The sequence below is a fragment of the Pseudomonas sp. McL0111 genome (genome assembly GCF_052567255.1).
Genome location: NZ_CP199585.1, coordinates 3,142,718 through 3,159,384, shown reverse-complemented (window position 1 = coordinate 3,159,384; position 16,667 = coordinate 3,142,718). Strand labels below are relative to the sequence as shown.

The 16,667-nt window shown below is 58.0% G+C and carries 11 protein-coding genes; 2 read left to right on the top strand and 9 right to left on the bottom strand.

The window, feature by feature from the left end; all coding sequences use genetic code 11:
• Positions 1–23: 23 nt before the first annotated feature.
• Both aruF and ACTWLJ_RS14410 read right to left on the bottom strand, forming a co-directional pair.
• A complete protein-coding gene (aruF, locus tag ACTWLJ_RS14415) occupies positions 24–1,043 on the bottom strand; it encodes an arginine/ornithine succinyltransferase subunit alpha (protein ID WP_401219782.1) in 1,020 nt (339 codons plus the stop codon).
• A gap of 231 nt (positions 1,044–1,274) precedes the next feature.
• Entirely contained in the window at positions 1,275–2,495 is a 1,221-nt protein-coding gene (locus tag ACTWLJ_RS14410) for an aspartate aminotransferase family protein (protein ID WP_445181291.1), read from the bottom strand.
• Between the two features lie 310 nt (positions 2,496–2,805).
• Here ACTWLJ_RS14410 and ACTWLJ_RS14405 point away from each other — a divergent pair, with 310 nt between their 5' ends.
• Positions 2,806–7,836: a dermonecrotic toxin domain-containing protein gene (locus ACTWLJ_RS14405; protein WP_445181290.1), complete on the top strand. Its 5,031-nt coding sequence runs from the start codon at positions 2,806–2,808 to the stop codon at positions 7,834–7,836.
• Between the two features lie 12 nt (positions 7,837–7,848).
• Here the strand turns inward: ACTWLJ_RS14405 and argR are convergent, their stop codons facing one another.
• The 7 genes from argR to acs form a co-directional block, all read right to left on the bottom strand.
• A complete protein-coding gene (gene argR, locus ACTWLJ_RS14400) occupies positions 7,849–8,829 on the bottom strand; it encodes a transcriptional regulator ArgR (RefSeq protein ID WP_445181289.1) in 981 nt (326 codons plus the stop codon).
• 245 nt (positions 8,830–9,074) lie between these two features.
• Positions 9,075–9,839: an ABC transporter ATP-binding protein gene (locus ACTWLJ_RS14395; RefSeq protein WP_401219792.1), complete on the bottom strand. Its 765-nt coding sequence runs from the start codon at positions 9,837–9,839 to the stop codon at positions 9,075–9,077.
• Positions 9,840–9,866: 27 nt separating this feature from the next.
• On the bottom strand, positions 9,867–10,979 hold the full coding sequence (locus ACTWLJ_RS14390; RefSeq protein WP_445181288.1) for a M14 family metallopeptidase: 1,113 nt from the start codon (positions 10,977–10,979) through the stop codon (positions 9,867–9,869).
• Position 10,980: 1 nt separating this feature from the next.
• Positions 10,981–11,679: an ABC transporter permease gene (locus ACTWLJ_RS14385; protein WP_401219797.1), complete on the bottom strand. Its 699-nt coding sequence runs from the start codon at positions 11,677–11,679 to the stop codon at positions 10,981–10,983.
• Positions 11,676–12,365 carry an ABC transporter permease gene (locus tag ACTWLJ_RS14380; RefSeq protein ID WP_103304062.1) on the bottom strand — a complete coding sequence of 230 codons (690 nt, stop codon included), beginning with the start codon at positions 12,363–12,365 and terminating at the stop codon, positions 11,676–11,678. Before ACTWLJ_RS14380 ends, ACTWLJ_RS14385 begins: the two co-directional genes overlap by 4 nt.
• A gap of 91 nt (positions 12,366–12,456) precedes the next feature.
• Entirely contained in the window at positions 12,457–13,230 is a 774-nt protein-coding gene (locus ACTWLJ_RS14375; RefSeq protein ID WP_445181287.1) for an ABC transporter substrate-binding protein, read from the bottom strand.
• Between the two features lie 728 nt (positions 13,231–13,958).
• Positions 13,959–15,914 carry an acetate--CoA ligase gene (gene acs, locus ACTWLJ_RS14370; protein ID WP_401219802.1) on the bottom strand — a complete coding sequence of 652 codons (1,956 nt, stop codon included), beginning with the start codon at positions 15,912–15,914 and terminating at the stop codon, positions 13,959–13,961.
• Positions 15,915–16,363: 449 nt separating this feature from the next.
• Between acs and ACTWLJ_RS14365 the strand changes: the two genes are divergently transcribed.
• On the top strand, positions 16,364–16,624 hold the full coding sequence (locus ACTWLJ_RS14365; protein WP_445181286.1) for a DUF2790 domain-containing protein: 261 nt from the start codon (positions 16,364–16,366) through the stop codon (positions 16,622–16,624).
• Positions 16,625–16,667 lie beyond the last annotated feature (43 nt).

Sequence of the window (16,667 nt, the reverse complement as noted above, 5' to 3'; positions counted from 1 at the left end):
CACCCGTGAAACTCGCTAAGGCGTTAAACCGCCACCAGGCGCACGCTGGCACCTTCACCGACGCCCAAGGCTTCGGCCGCTTCCAGATCCAGGGTCACCGGTTTGCCCGGCGCGTAATCCAGCTCGAGCAGTACGGCGCGGTAATCCTGCAACTGCGCGTTGGCCACCAGATACTGGCGCCCGGCCCCCTTGACCGGCTCGCCGATCTTCACCGGCACCACGCGGCTCTGGGCAATCGAACGAATCCCCGAAACGCGAGCGTGCAGGGTTGGGCCGCCGTCGAAAATGTCGATGTAATGGTCAGTCTCGAAGCCTTCACGCATCAGGATGTCGAAGGTGATCTGCGCACGCGGATGCACCTGGCCCATCGCCTCTTGGGCGGAATCCGGGAGCAGCGGCACGTAGATCGGGTAATGCGGCATCAGCTCGGCGAGGAACGTACGGCTTTTCAGCCCGCACAGACGCTCGGCGGCGGCGTAGTTGAGGTCGAAGAAGTTGCGGCCAATGGCGTCCCAGAATGGCGAATCACCATTCTCGTCGCTGTAACCGACAATCTCGGTTACCACCGAATCGGCAAAACGCTCCGGGTGGCTGGCAACGAACAACAGACGGCCACGGGAATTGAGTTCGGCCCAAGGCGAACCCACCAGCTCACGCTGCACGTAGAAACTGGTCAGCAGACTGTTGCCGGTCAGGTCATGGCATTGCGAGAGCACGTGAATCTTGTTGTGGATCTTCAGCTCGCGCGAAGCGTGCACGAAGGTCTCGTTGCGAAAGCTGTAGAACGGCTCGGAGTAACCGGCCGAAGCGACAATCGCCGAGCAGCCGACCAGTTTGCCGGTGGTGCTGTCTTCAAGAACGAAGAAGTAGCTCTCTTCGCCGTTGAAGCTCACTTCGGCAGAGAACGAGGCTTCGCTCGCGGCGATCTTGTCGCTCAGACGTTCCACGTCATCCGGCAAGGAAGTGACACCAATCGGGCTGTCCGCAGCCAGACGCTGTACCTCGCCCAGATCAGCCATTTGCGCAGGGCGCATCACCAGCATGGTGTCACTCCTTTCTCTTATAAATTCACAGAAGATGAAAATCCCGGGCCGTCCCTGAACCAACTCAGAGTCAACTGTGGGAGCTAGCCTGCTAGCGATGGCGTCCTGACAGACGACAATGATGTTGGCCCTAAGGCCCTCATCGCTAGCAGGCTAGCTCCCACACTTTCTATCCAGCCCGGCATAAAAATTTGGATCGGCGCCTGAGATGCTCAGGTGCCGAAAGGTCTATCAGGCTTGCGTCAACTTGGCGGCAGCGCGTTCGAAACGATCCAGACCGGCATCGATATCGGCGTCTTCAACCACCAGGCTCGGCGCAAAACGAATCACGTCCGGGCCGGCTTGCAGGATCATCAGGCCTTCTTTTTCAGCGGCGTTGAAGATGTCCTTGGCCTTGCCTTTCCAGGCATCGCTCAGCACGCAGCCGATCAGCAGACCGAGACCACGCACTTGGGTGAACAGGCCGTACTTCTCGCCGATCTGCTCCAGGCGCGCCTTGAACTTGTCGTGCTTGGCATTGACGCCGCTCAGCACCTCAGGGGTGTTGATCACGTCGATCACTGCTTCGGCCACTGCGCACGCCAGCGGGTTGCCGCCGTAAGTGGTGCCGTGGGTGCCGACAACCAGATGTTTGGCCAGCGCTTCGGTGGTCAGCATCGCCGCGATCGGGAAACCGCCGCCCAGGCTCTTGGCGCTGGTCAGGATGTCCGGGGTCACGCCGTAATGCTGGTAGGCGAACAGCTTGCCGCTGCGGCCCATGCCGGTTTGCACTTCGTCGAACACCAGCAGCGCGTTGTTCGCGTCGCACAGTTCGCGGGCACCTTGCAGGTAAGCCAGTTCGGCCGGCAGCACGCCGCCTTCACCCTGGATCGGTTCCAGCACGACCGCACAGGTCTTGTCGGAAACGGCAGCTTTCAGTGCGGCCAGATCATTGAAAGGGACGTGGGTGATACCGGTGATTTTCGGACCGAAACCGTCGGAATACTTCGACTGGCCACCGACGTTAACGGTGAACAGGGTACGCCCGTGGAAGCTGTTGAGCGCGGCGATGATTTCGTACTTCTCGCTGCCGAAACGGTCGAACGCGACACGACGGGCCAGCTTGAAAGCGGCCTCGTTGGCTTCGGCGCCAGAGTTGCAGAAGAACACGCGCTCGGCGAACGTGGCGTCGATCAGCTTATGCGCCAGGCGCAGAGCCGGCTCATTGGTGAACACGTTGGAAACGTGCCACAGCTTGTTGGCCTGTTCGGTCAAGGCACCGACCAGCGCCGGATGCGCGTGGCCCAATACGTTGACGGCGATCCCGCCGGCGAAGTCGATCAGCTCGCGACCGGCCTGATCCCAGACGCGGGAACCGGCGCCACGCACCGGAATGAAAGCGGCAGGCGCGTAGTTTGGAACCATTACCTGGTCGAAATCGGCGCGTTGTACCGCAGCGTGCTCAACGGACATCGGAGTCTCCTGATGAGGGCCACCCGCCTGAAACTGGCGAGCGATGGGGGGATTGTAAGGACAGTTTTCAGCCCGGCCTTGCCGCCAAGCGACAACTTCTTATAGCGCAAACCCCGGTTTTTCCCGGGTTTACGGCAATGCGACATATAGGGTCGCAAAGGCGCAGTTTAACTGGCGGCGAGCGTTTGCGGCAGGCTTGCCAAGTTGTAACCCATGCGGAATTTTCAAGTGCGGTATATATGTACCGCACACCGTCTGCATTCGTGGGGTTTCCTATGGCCCTATCCATTCCGACGGCCATCTCCTGCGCATGAATACCGAACACCCCGACACCGATGACTTCACGCCTTTCAAGCATGACGCCCATTATCAACATCTGATGGACGCGATGCCGTCCTGGCTCCGCCAAGCGACGCCGCAGCGGCGTGAAGCGCTGAGCAAAGTCAAACCCGGGCTGCCGGCCAACCTCAAGGGCGCCGCGCAAAGTCATCATGTTGAACTCGGCAAACTCATCGCTCGCCAGGTAACGAGCCAGAACAGGGTTGATCAGGCGTTAGCGAATTTACAGAACCCCGCCACTTTCGCCGAACCGCTGCTCAAAGCCGCGATCAAAAACAGCTTCGGGCTGGACCTGGACGTGCGCAAAGTCTTTCTGCGCCTTTATATTCCGACGCACTTCCCCTGGCTTCGGATGAAAACAGGGGCTGCACGCATCTGGACAGTATCGCTACTGGATGCGGCACTGCACAATTTCGAAAGTGGCGAAACCGTCGCAGATGCCTTCGAGCCAGACTCGACTTACATCGCACCGCCCTCCTCCATCGAACAATTCAACGCCCTGCCACAGATTCTGCAAACAATGCCCATTACGGCATTCACCCGACTGTGTCGCGAACTGGACATTGGCGCGCGTTATCAAACGTATCTGGAAAAAAATCTCGGCATCAGCAACCCAGTGGCCGCGGCAATCCTGCAACCGAAGATTCGCGAGAGCCAGCACACCGCACTGATCGCCGCCCTGCACATGGCGCAGATGCAAAAGCTGCTGGCCAGTGATACCCATCAACTGATCCTTGGCTTGCTCGGCAACTCGCCACGTCTACGCTTGCGCGTCCAGTCGTGGGGCGCTCATGAGCTGACGATCATGAACGCCCGCCTGACCGGCATCCTCGTATTTGCTCCGGACCTGACGAACGCCCGGGCAGTGGCAAGGGTCGTGGCCTACATCCCCGACGACCCTGAACATCCGATCAAAGAGTATCCCTCGTCTGCGGCATTCACCGAAGAGTTGAGCCAACGCCTGCGAACCACCGATTACCAACAATTCTTCAGTCGTTTTGTCGATCATGAAAATCGTGGGCATTTTTTTGCCCAACTGAACGATCAACTCGCCTCAATTACCTGGCAACCGATTCAGCCTGGCGACCCACGCCCAACCTGGAGAGAAGCGCCCAACCCGAGGCCAAACCTGCATATGGCAGTTATCCCCATCAGGAGCGAACCCGGGGCTTTTCTCTATCAGCGTAAACTCGACAAGATCCTCAACGATGCACGAGTCATCGCCGTCTCCACGGACACAGTCGATCAGAAATCCCGCTGGGCGCTATGGGATTCCTTCACGGAAATTGCCTCGGCGCTGCTCAACATTGCAGCTTTCATCACCCTGCCATTTGTTCCCTTGCTGGGTGAGCTGATGCTGGCCTACATGGCCTATCAGTTGCTCGACGAAACCTTCGAAAGCGTTGTCGACTGGGCAGAGGGGGCGACCCGAGAAGCCTTCAAACACTTCATGGGAGTGGTTCAATCGACGGTGCAACTGGGCACTTTTGCAGCAGGAGGGATTATTGCCGCGGGTGAATTTCGCACGATATTGCCCAAGGAGATCGTGCAGTTCATCGACCGCTTCAACTCGGTAAATCGACCCAATGGCGAAACCCGATACTGGAAACCCGACCTGTCGACCTACGAACACCCCGTCGAGTTGCCTTCCGACGCAAAACCCGATGCCCTGGGATTGCACAGGCATCAAGGCAAAAACCTGCTGAACCTTGAAGGCAAATGCTACGCCGTCAACGAAGATCCGGTTACCGGCCAGCATCGCATCGAGCACCCCGCTCGCCCCGAAGCCTACAGACCTGAACTCAGACACAACGGCGCCGGTGCGTGGCAAACCGGGCTTGACCAGCCGTTGAACTGGGATCGTGCAACCGTGCTGCGGCGCATCGGGCCAGACATGCATCGTTTTCCCATGAACGTGCAATCTCGCATGCTCAGCATCAGCGGTTGCCACGAAAACGCTTTGCGAAAAATGCATGTCGATGGCGAGCGGTTACCGCCGCTACTGGCCGACACGCTTACACGCTTCAAGATCGATCAGGACATTCAAACCTTCATTGACCAGATCGGCAATGACCAGCCGGAGTTCTATCGGCAAGCCGACCCCGCCATGCAACTGCAGATCCTCAATGACAACGGTTACTTGCCTGAAAACAAGGGGCTGCGACTGACCGATGGAAAAGCTCAAATCCTCTGGCAAAGCCCGGCAGCCGAAGAGCCTGCCATACAAATGGACAGTACACGGCTGCACAATAGGGATTTGCTCCAGACATTCCTCCTGGAACTCTCGGAAACGGAAACCCGAAAAATGATGGGCGAGTCATTTGGCACTCCGGCTCCCGTCATTGAATCCCGGGCCCGTACTCTGCGACTCAAATTGGCGGAGCTCGCCGAGCGCAAGCGAGCCATCCTGTTTGATGATCGCTACCGCAAACTCGAATATACCGCCGACCCATTGACGCAAGAGATCATGGGAGGTGATCGCAGCCTGCCTGCAAACCTCGCGAATGCGCTGCTCGATAGCGCCAGCGAGCAGGAACGACAACTGCTAAAACATGGAAGGCAATCCAAAAGGCTCGCCGATCTGACGGCAGAGGCCCGATTACTGGTGCGCGCCACCCGCGCCTATGAAGGGCTGGAACTGAAATCGACCGCCGGCAATCCCGACACCGAACGACTGGCACTGCACTCACTGGAACGCCTGCCAGGCTGGACCGGGCAACTGCGACTGGAAATCCGGCAATACCATCATCTAGGAACATTGATCGACAGCATTGGTCGGGAGCGCGCGCCAACTCGCAAAGTATTGGTGTTGAATGAACAAGGGCTGTATCAACCCTTCGACAGCGCAGGCCTTGAGTTAGGCTCAGCAGGCTCACTCTACTCAGGACTGTTGCAGGCGTTACCGGATGCCGAACGTACGGCACTGAATATCCGTATCGGCGAAAGCTCAAAACTCAAACAATTGATCGGCGAATACGCGCTGAATCGCGACGATCTTCATGCGCTGCTGCTGCAACGCCCGAGCCTTAAACCCAACTTCAACCCGGCAGTCATGCGCTTGCTCGGCGGTACGGACGGTTATAACCCGATGCCGATAAACACTCCGAGTCTACAGGCCCATACCCAACGGCTACTGCCCCACTTGACTGACAATGAACTGCTTGCCTTTGTCGAAAAGCTACAGCGACATCCCACAGGGCCACGGGCAGAATTGACGCGACTCTTTGCCGAGCGGGATCGCCTGGTTGACATCCTCAATACCTGGGCCAGCGATATTCCACTGTTTGACCCGGCGACCCAGATCAGACTGAACACTGAGCAATTCGCCTTCCAGAGGCTAAGCCGTCGGCAGCTACGGACCGATTTACTCGAATGCTGGAATCAGCAAGTCACTCAACCGGACAGCCTCGATCACATGATTGAGATCAGATTCTTCCGGCCAATCATCGGCGAGTTGCCTCAACTCAATGTCAGTTTCCACTGCGTGGGCGGTCTGATAATAGAGGGGAGCGGCAGCACGCGAGGCGTGCATGAGTTTCTGCGGGGGTTTTCCGGGTTACGTCGCCTGGAACTACGCACCCTCAGACTTGAACATCTGCCCGAGGCAATCAGCCAGTCACCACAACTGCATGAGCTGCTCCTCAGTGATTGCGCCATCACCCTGACCCCCGAAAGCGTGGCAATGCTCGCCGCTCAGAGTCGACTGACAACGCTGGACCTGTACAAGAATCCGCTCGGGCACTTGCCCGATGTATCAAACATGGCGGCTCTGAATTACGTCGACGTTTCAGGCACGGGCATCTCCAGTTTTCCAACAGGCTTGCTGACCCGGCCGCTCCTTCGTACAGCCCTGCTCAATGACAATCTGATCGAACAACTGCCCGCTGCACTGTTCGAACTGCCCAGCATTACCCGTGAAGGTTTTGACCTGGGGGGCAATCCGATTCGCCCAACAGACCGGGAGCGCATCAAACAACAATTCGCCCGGACTGGTCATGACTTTGGAATCCCGGCCGAACAGATCGACCTCTTTCGCGTGCAGGCGCTCTACACGCAAATGGATCAGGAACAGGCCAGTGACTTTATCTACTTGCTGCCAGGCACACTGGCGGAGGGAAAACTTGCAATAACCCGACTGGAGAACGAACTCGACGCCTTGAGTGACCACTTGGCGATCTGGACCGCAGACATTCCAGAACTCCACCCGATCAGCGGCGAGCCCTTCACCCCCCATGAGCTTGAACACGAGCACGCAGCACGGGATGCCTTCAAAAGCGCTCTGGAACAGTGCTGGCGCCGGGAGACCGAGCTCGATGACCTCGATGAAGCATTGCAGCCCACCTTTGAACTGCACCTTTCGATCGTCATCAATGGCGAACTGCCCGTGCTGAACGCCGACTTCAGCCATGTCTCCCACCTGTACATGAGAAGCCGCACGGGGCGCACCTCCGGCGTATCAAGGTTTCTGGAGTCTTTCCCCAAACTCAAAGGGCTGAGAATCAATGAGTACGCCCTGGGAAATCTGCCCGAAACGATTTACAGAATGGCAGACCTCAAGTCGCTGACGCTTTCCGAATGTCACATCACCCTGACGGAGCAAAGCATCCTTGAGCTGGCACAAATGGAACGCCTGGAGTTTCTGGACCTGAGTGACAACCCGCTAGGCCTAACACTGGACATTGGCCAAATGAACGAACTCTCGACACTGATACTCGACAATACCGGTATCACTGAATTGCCTCGCGGCATGTTGCGACTCAAAAACCTGGAAATTGCAGAGCTGGATGATAACGCCATCACTCATATACCCAGCGACATCCTGGAATTGCCACCGGAGTTCGGCGCAAGAATCAACCTCAGAGACAACCCGCTGGATGAGGAAAGCCTGCAACGGCTGATCGCCTACTTCAAAAAAACCGGCGTCGACTTCGGAGTAGAAGTCGTCATCGAGAGAGCAGAAATGGAGGTATCGACATCCGAGGGCTCTGACGTCGATGAGTGACCGGCGAGAAGCTTAGCCGCGCTCCGCAGGTACCGACGACAGTTCGAACGGGCTGCTGCTGCGCCGCTGGTTGCGATCTTCCCGCGGCGTGGCGCCGAAGAAGTTGCGATAGGCGCTGGAGAAGTGCGGACCCGAAGAGAAGCCACACGACAAACCGATCTGGATGATCGACTTGCTGGTTTGCATCAACATCTGCCGGGCCTTGTTCAGGCGCAGTTCCAGGTAGTACTGGCTCGGCACGCGGTTGAGGTATTGCTTGAAGATCCGCTCCAGTTGCCGACGTGATACGCAGACATGCTGGGCGATTTCGTCGGTGGTCAGTGGCTCTTCGATGTTGGCTTCCATCAGCAACACCGCCTGGGTGAGCTTTGGATGGCTGGAGCCGAGACGGTTTTGCAGCGGAATACGCTGACGCTCGCCGCCCTCACGGATGCGTTCGACCACCAGTTCTTCGGAGACCGCACCGGCCAATTCTGCACCATGATCACGGGCCAACACTGCCAGCAACAAGTCGAGTACCGACATGCCGCCGCACGCGGTCAGGCGATCGCGATCCCAGTCGAACAGATGGCTGGTAGCGATGACTTTCGGGAAGCGCTCGGCGAAATCGTCCTGCCAGCGCCAGTGCACCGCTGCACGGTAACCGTCGAGCAAACCGAGTTGCGCCAACGGATACACACCGGCCGACAGACCGCCGATTACACAACCGGCACGCACCAATTGCTTGAGGGTGCTGCTGAGTGCTGGCGCCAGCGTGGTCGGCGGTTCATCGGCGAGCAAAAACAGCTTCTGGAAGTTTTCCAGTTTGCCGGCCCAGGGTTCGCCGGGCAATTGCCAGGCACCTTCGATTGGCGGTTCGGCCTGCAAGAACGACAACTCGTAGACCACGTCCGGATGCACACGCTGAGCAACACGCAAGGCTTCCTCCGCCAGCGCCAGCGTCAACGCTTTAGTGCTGGGCCAAATCAGGAAACCAATTCGATGGGCAGTCATGGGCGGGCAATCCGAAAGCGAAAAACAGTGATGAAGGCATGGGCCAATGCTAGCCCGTAAATGAACACAAATCTTGAAACCAATACCGATCACATGTGGGAGCTAGCCTGCTAGCGATGGCTGCATATCTGTACCAGACATGCAATATGGTTCACCGCTATCGCTGGCAGGCCAGCTCCCACAGGGGATTTTGGTCAGCCTCTAGGTCGCGAAGCATGACCTAATTTGGTGCATAACGGCAGCGATTACTTAAGGCTACCCGAGAGGAATTGTTGCAGACGTTCAGATTGCGGATTGACCAGCACTTCACGCGGGTTGCCGCTCTCTTCAACCACGCCTTTGTGCAGGAACACCAACTGGTTCGACACTTCACGGGCGAAGCCCATTTCGTGCGTAACCACAACCATGGTGCGACCTTCCTGAGCGAGGGCCTGCATGACTTTCAGCACGTCGCCCACCAGCTCCGGGTCGAGCGCCGAGGTCGGTTCGTCGAACAGCATCACTTCCGGCTCCATCGCCAGCGCCCGGGCAATCGCCACACGCTGCTGCTCGCCACCGGACATGTGCCCAGGGAACGCATCTTTACGATGAGCCACGCCAACCTTGTTCAGGTAGTGCTCGGCCTTCTCGCGGGCCTCGGCCTTGGACACGCCCAGGACGTGAACCGGCGCTTCCATGATGTTTTCCAGTGCGGTCATGTGTGACCACAGGTTGAAATGCTGGAACACCATCGACAGGCGCGAACGCATGCGTTGCAGCTGTTTCGGATCAGCGGCTTTCAGCGCGCCCTCCTTGTTTGCCACCAGCTTCAACTCTTCGTTGTTGAGCAGAATCTTGCCCGCGTGCGGCTGCTCAAGCAGGTTGATGCAACGCAGGAAAGTACTTTTGCCGGAGCCACTGGAGCCGATGATGCTGATCACATCACCAGCTGCCGCTTTCAGGGACACACCCTTGAGCACTTCGTGACTGCCATAGCGTTTATGCAGGTCTTGGACTTCAAGTTTGTACATGCGGTCGGTTCTCACAAAAACAGTCAGTCAGTCGTTGAGCAAGCGCCCGTGACGCAGCGCTTCGCGCCCCGCCACCTTGGCCAGCCAGAAACCGGGTTGGGCATATCGCAGCCGTTCAATGGCAAACAGCACCCCGGACGTACCAGCACACACCGTGCTGACCCGATCGGACACAGGATCAATCACTTCAAAAATCTCGTCACCGGCTTCAACCCACTCACCGGGTTTACGCAAAAAGCTCACCACACCCGGGTGCGGTGCCAACAGCAATTCAGTGCCTTCGAAAGGCATACCTTCGCACGATTCATGCGCCGCGTTCGGCCACTCGCCGGTGATCAGGCCCTGCTCGGCGAGGAACGCCAGAATGCCTTCGGCGTAAGCCTCGGCTTCAGCGCGACCGGTATCAGCCTGACCACCGAGTTCGATGGTGGTCGCCAGACAGGCCAGTGGAATCTGCGCATCCGGGAACTGGCGCGACAGACGCAACCACGGCAACGAGCACGCTTCATCGAAGGAGCTGCCGCCGGAATCTTCCGCCAGCAAACCGACCTTCACATTCAGATGCGCAGCCAGCGAACGCCACTGCGGCCAGTGCTGCGGCAGCGCATACATGTGCAGCGCGGCCTCGGCATCGCAATGCAGATCGAGCACTACATCGGCGGTGCAGGCATGGCTGAGCAACACACGCTGCATGCTTTGCAACTGGCTGCTCGCCTCGGGCAATGCCGCCAGATGATCGGCCATCGCCTGACGGATCAGGCGAATGTTGGCGTGCGCATCGTCACCGAGACTGTCAGCCAATGCTGCCGCAACCGGCGCGCTCAGCTCGACGAAATCACGGTTGAAATTCTTGCCGCTGCCGGCGTCGAACCGGCCCTGGTGGTTGCCTTGCAGCAACTGGCCAAGACCCAATGGGTTGGCCACTGGCACCAGTTCGATCACACCGTTGAGCAGACCTTTGGCTTCGAGTTCGCCGAGGCGCTTTTTCAGCTCCCAGGCGGTGCGCATGCCCGGCAGTTCATCGGCGTGCAGGCTGGCCTGAATGTAGGCCTTGCGTTCACCGCTACCGAAGCGAAACACCGAAATCTTGCGCTCGCTGCCCAGGTGGCTCCATGGCAAAACGTGGTCAATACGTTCCATATCAGTGCTTCCGCGGGGCCAGGTAGCTCAACCAGCGACGCTCGGCCAGTTTGAACAGCTTCACCAGAATGAAGGTCAGGCACAGGTAGAACACGCCAGCGGTGATGTATGCCTCGAACGGCAGATAGAACTGCGCGTTGACCGTACGAGCCGCCCCAGTGATATCGATCAGGGTCACGATGGACGCCAGACTGGTGGTCTGCAGCATCATGATCACTTCGTTGCTGTACTGCGGCAGTGCACGGCGCAGAGCCGATGGCAGCAGGATGCGCTGGTACAGTTTGAAGCGCGACATGCCCATGGCCTTGGCCGCTTCGATCTCACCGTTCGGCGTAGCCTTCAGGCTGCCAGCGATGATTTCAGCGGTGTAGGCGCTGGTGTTGATCGCAAAAGCGAAACACGCACAGAACGTGGCGCTCGACAGCCATGGCCAGAAGATACTCTCGCGCACTGCTTCGAACTGAGCCAGACCGTAGTAGATCAGGAACAGCTGCACCAGCATCGGCGTGCCGCGAATCACGTAGGTGTAGAGCCACGCCGCACCGTTGACAACCGGGTTCTTCGAGACGCGCATCAGGCCCAGCGGCAGTGCGCCCAGCAGACCGAAAAACAGCGACAGCGCGAGCAATTTCAGGGTGGTCAACAGGCCGCCGAGGTACAGCGGCATGGCCTCCCAAATGACGTTGTAGTCGAAGATCATAGATCAGCCGCCCTTACGCCTACCGAGTAGCGCTTCTCAAGTTGACGCAGAATCAGCAACGAAACGCTGGTGATCACCAGGTACATCGCCGCCACTGCGAGGAAGAAGGTGAAAGGCTCGCGAGTGGCATCAGCCGCCTGCTTGGCCTTGAACATCATGTCTTGCAGACCGACCACGGAAATCAGCGCGGTAGCCTTGGTCAAAACCAGCCAGTTGTTGGTGAAGCCAGGAATCGCCAGGCGAATCATCTGCGGCACCATCACCCGGAAGAACACCTGAAAACTGCTCATGCCGTACGCCATGCCGGCTTCGGCCTGACCTTTGGGGATCGCCATGAACGCGCCACGGAAAGTCTCCGACAGGTACGCACCGAAGATGAAGCCGAGGGTACCGATACCGGCGGCCAGCGGGTTCAGGTCGATGTAATCGTCATAGCCGAGCAACGGCGCCACGCGGTTGAGCAAGTCCTGACCGCCGTAGAAGATCAGCAGGATCAGCACCAGATCGGGAATCCCGCGGATTACCGTGGAGTACAGATCGCCCAGCCATGCCAGCCAACGCACCGGCGACAGGCGCAATGCAACCCCGATCAGCCCGAGAACGATGGCCAGGGCCATGGAAGACAAGGCGAGCTGAAGCGTCAGCCATGCGCCATCGAGGATGACAGCCCCGTAGCCTTTCAACATGATTCAGGTCCTCGAAAGTTGGGATGAAAAAATGGCGCAAACCTCAGAGATCCTGTTGCTTGCGCCATTTCGGACTTGTCGCAGAAACGTATTACTTGCCGTAGATATCGAAGGCGAAGTACTTGTCCTGGATTGCCTTGTATTTGCCGTTTTCGCGAATCGCCGCGATAGCGGTGTTGATCTTGTCTTTCAGGGCGTCGCCCTTGCGCACTGCGATGCCTACGCCGTCGCCGAAGTATTTGACGTCGGTGAAGGCCGGACCGGCGAACGCGAAGCCTTTGCCGGCGTCGGTGTTGAGGAAACCGTCTTGCAGCAGAGTGGCGTCAGCCACGGTGCCGTCGAGGCGGCCAGCAGCCACGTCGAGGTAGATTTCGTTCTGCGAACCGTAAGGCTTGATCTCGGCACCCAACGGGGCCAGGACTTCGCGAGCGAAACGCTCGTGGATCGAACCACGTTGTACACCGATGTTCTTGCCTTTGAGCTCGCTCAGGTTCTCGCTGACCTGAGTACCAGCCTTCATGACCAGACGTGCCGGGGTGTTGTAGTACTTGCTGGTGAAGTCCACGGACTTCTTGCGATCTTCAGTGATCGACATCGACGACAGGATCGCGTCGATCTTGCGCACTTTCAGTGCCGGGATCAGACCGTCGAATTCTTGCTCGACCCACACACACTTGACCTGCATCTGCTCGCACAGAGCGTTGCCGATGTCGTAGTCGAAACCAACGATGCTGCCGTCCGGTGCTTTGGAAGCAAACGGAGGGTAAGCCGCTTCGATACCGATCTTCAGAGGCTTTTCATCAGCGAAGGATGGCAGGGACAGCACGGACAGTGCCAGGGCGCCAAGCAGCACAAGTTTCTTCATCTTGAGACTCCATCGGTAAAGGGCAAAAACGGCAGAGTGAGCAACAGCCCAATATGCGAATGGTTGAATCTGAAAAGCGGTGCTGCGTCAGCAGGAAATTTCCTATTGAAACCGGTGAGGATTTCAACATCCGCCACGACGAGCGAGTGATCGGCATTCTAACGACAGGCCCGAGGCCGATATTTCTTCAATGCGACAACTAATTACAGATGCACCGAGAAACCCGACCGAGCACATTGACAGCCCCGCAATTTCATGCAAGAGCAAAAGACGATGAACCGATCTATGCTGCAAATTGCGGGCCTATTATTCGCAAACCCTTCTAATCCGGCAAGCGCGGGGTTATGTCTTATTTTTCAGAGGGTGCTTTGAGGCCCTGAAACGGGGCTTTGCGTTTCCCAACGCCCCGTTGCGGGGCGGGTGGTGACACATTTGGTAACTTGAAGATGGGCGGGTAACAGTGGGAAATGTCTTACGGCACAGGTCGATAATTATTGGCTGGGTGGTTTCTGTTCCTGGCCGCGGACTACACCAGCGCCTGACAGATTGTCTTCGCGAGCAAGCTCGCTCCCACAGTTTTGACCGCGGTCCTTCAAACAAAATGCAATCCCCTGTGGGAGCGAGCTTGCTCGCGAAGAGGCCAGCCCTCCCACCACAAAATCCACAGACACAAAAAAGCCCCGCCCGGCATACACCGGACGGGGCTTTCACTCACTCAGACCTGCCGCTTACGCGACATTCATGGTCTTGTGCGTATCAATCAAATGCTGCACCACACCCGGGTCAGCCAGGGTGGAGATATCACCCAACCCGTCATATTCAGCGGTAGCAATCTTGCGCAGAATTCGGCGCATGATCTTGCCCGAACGCGTCTTCGGCAGCCCCGGCGCCCACTGGATCACATCCGGCGAAGCAATCGGACCGATCTCCTTGCGCACCCAGTTTTTCAGTTCCAGACGCAATTGCTCGGTAGGCTCCTCGCCGTTCTTCAGAGTGACGTAGACATAAATGCCCTGCCCCTTGATGTCGTGCGGCACACCGACCACCGCCGCTTCGGCGACTTTCGGGTGAGCAACCACCGCGCTTTCGATCTCGGCCGTACCCATGCGGTGACCGGACACGTTGAGCACGTCATCGACGCGCCCGGTGATCCAGTAATAACCATCGGCATCACGACGGGCACCGTCACCAGTGAAATACATGCCACGGAAAGTCTTGAAGTAAGTGTCGACGAAACGGTCGTGATCGCCGTACAGCGTCCGCGCCTGACCTGGCCACGAATCGAGAATCACCAGATTGCCTTCGGCCTCGCCCTCGATGATGTTGCCGAGGTTATCGACCAGCGCCGGCACCACACCGAAGAACGGACGCGCCGCCGAACCCGGTTTCAGCGCGTGGGCACCCGGCAGCGGGCTCATCATGTTGCCGCCCGTCTCGGTCTGCCACCAGGTATCGACAATCGGGCAACGCGACTTGCCGACGTTCTTGTAATACCAGTCCCACGCTTCCGGGTTGATCGGCTCGCCGACCGAGCCGAGCAGACGCAGGCTGCTGCCATCCGCGCCTTCAACTGCGGCCTGACCCGACGCCATCATGGCGCGGATCGCGGTCGGTGCGGTGTAGAGGATGTTGACCTTGTGCTTGTCGACGATCTTCGCCACCCGAGTGATATCCGGATAGTTCGGCACGCCTTCGAACAGCAGCGTGGTCGCGCCGTTGGCCAGCGGGCCGTAGACGATGTAAGAGTGGCCAGTGACCCAGCCGACGTCGGCGGTGCACCAGTAAACTTCGCCCGGACGGTAGTCGAACACGCGCTCGTGAGTCATCGCCGCGTACAACAGATAACCGCCAGTGGTGTGCTGCACGCCCTTTGGCTTGCCGGTCGAACCAGAGGTGTAAAGGATGAACAGCGCCTCTTCGGCGCCCATCTCTTTCGGCGCGCAAACGGTGCCCGCCACTTTCATCAGGTCTTCGTACCAGATGTCGCGATGCTGGTTCCACTTGATGTCGCCACCGGTGCGCTTGCAGACGATGACTTTCTGGATGCTGCTGGTTTCCGGGTTGGTCAGCGCGTCGTCGACGTTGGCCTTGAGCGAGATCTTCTTGCCGGCACGGATGCCTTCGTCGGCAGTGATCACCACTTTGGATTTGCAGTCGATGATGCGGCCAGCCAGAGCTTCCGGCGAGAAACCGCCGAACACTACCGAGTGAATCGCGCCGATCCGGGTACACGCCAGCATGGCGACCACGGCTTCGGGAATCATCGGCATATAGATAGTCACCACGTCGCCGCGATGCACATCCTGACCACGCAGGGCGTTGGCCAGTTTGCAGACTTGCTCGTGCAGTTCGCGGTAGGTGATGTTGCGGCTTTCGGAAGGATCGTCACCTTCCCAGATGATTGCCACTTGATCGCCGCGCTCGGCCAGATGACGGTCGAGGCAGTTGTAGGAAACGTTCAGGGTGCCGTCGGCGAACCATTTGATATCGACATGGTGATCGTCGAAGGAAGTCTGTTTCACCGTGGTGAAAGGCTTGATCCAGTCGAGACGCTGGGCTTGCTCGCGCCAGAAACCGTCAGGGTTGACGACCGACTGCTGGTACATGGCTTTGTAGGTCGCCTCGTCAGTCAGCGTATTGGCCAGAACCTCGGGACGAACGGGATACAGAGAAGCCGCACTCATCTTTCTTACCTCGGTGAAATAGTTGTTTTTGTATGACCCCGTTGTAGCCGGGCCGGGCCCATAGAACCATTCGACGATGGTAGTAACAAGCCCCTACAAAACATCCAGATACCCCGTTTGCAAGCCAGACACCAATCTCCAAAACACCCCCGAACCCTGTGGGAGCTGGCTTGCCAGCGATTCAGACAACTCGGTCCCCCAGACAAAAACCAACTGTTCACCACACGCTATCAATCGATTGTTACCAAATCTGCCAAAAGTGTTTATCAAAACCCTGACTGTTTACCCCCTCCCCACCTCCCTAGAATCCGCCTCGCCGACAAGGCAAACCGATTAACAACGTTGCAGCCCCCACGAAGGCCGTTAATCAAACACCCAGTGATGAAGTTCCACACGCAACCCCAAAAAGGTTGCGTGACCCCACTCGACCTCAAGAAGGTAAATTCGAAATGAAAGCTTTATTAGTTCTGGCCCTCAGCAGTCTGTGCGCAACCGCCATGGCAAACGAGGGCCCGACTGATGTCGCGCAGCAACAACCGGCTATCGAGGAATACACTTATTCCACCCATCTGGACATCGCCAAAGTTGTCTCCATGAGCGAAGTTCCGAATGTCTGCGAAGTTGTCCCGATGAAAATGGAATACGACGACTCCACCGGCCAGCGTCACATCCTGCGCTACAGCGTGATGGGCAACGGCTGCACCAATTGATGATTCGAGACTGCACCGAATTGGACCTCTCAGCGCATCATTG

Excerpts from the sequence above, each read along its gene's own strand:
- aruF (WP_401219782.1), bottom strand. The coding sequence starts at position 1,043 with ATGCTGGTGATGCGCCCTGCGCAAATGGCTGATCTGGGCGAGGTACAG.
- ACTWLJ_RS14410 (WP_445181291.1), bottom strand. The coding sequence starts at position 2,495 with ATGTCCGTTGAGCACGCTGCGGTACAACGCGCCGATTTCGACCAGGTA.
- ACTWLJ_RS14405 (WP_445181290.1), top strand. The coding sequence starts at position 2,806 with ATGAATACCGAACACCCCGACACCGATGACTTCACGCCTTTCAAGCAT.
- argR (WP_445181289.1), bottom strand. The coding sequence starts at position 8,829 with ATGACTGCCCATCGAATTGGTTTCCTGATTTGGCCCAGCACTAAAGCG.
- ACTWLJ_RS14395 (WP_401219792.1), bottom strand. The coding sequence starts at position 9,839 with ATGTACAAACTTGAAGTCCAAGACCTGCATAAACGCTATGGCAGTCAC.
- ACTWLJ_RS14390 (WP_445181288.1), bottom strand. The coding sequence starts at position 10,979 with ATGGAACGTATTGACCACGTTTTGCCATGGAGCCACCTGGGCAGCGAG.
- ACTWLJ_RS14385 (WP_401219797.1), bottom strand. The coding sequence starts at position 11,679 with ATGATCTTCGACTACAACGTCATTTGGGAGGCCATGCCGCTGTACCTC.
- ACTWLJ_RS14380 (WP_103304062.1), bottom strand. The coding sequence starts at position 12,365 with ATGTTGAAAGGCTACGGGGCTGTCATCCTCGATGGCGCATGGCTGACG.
- ACTWLJ_RS14375 (WP_445181287.1), bottom strand. The coding sequence starts at position 13,230 with ATGAAGAAACTTGTGCTGCTTGGCGCCCTGGCACTGTCCGTGCTGTCC.
- acs (WP_401219802.1), bottom strand. The coding sequence starts at position 15,914 with ATGAGTGCGGCTTCTCTGTATCCCGTTCGTCCCGAGGTTCTGGCCAAT.
- ACTWLJ_RS14365 (WP_445181286.1), top strand. The coding sequence starts at position 16,364 with ATGAAAGCTTTATTAGTTCTGGCCCTCAGCAGTCTGTGCGCAACCGCC.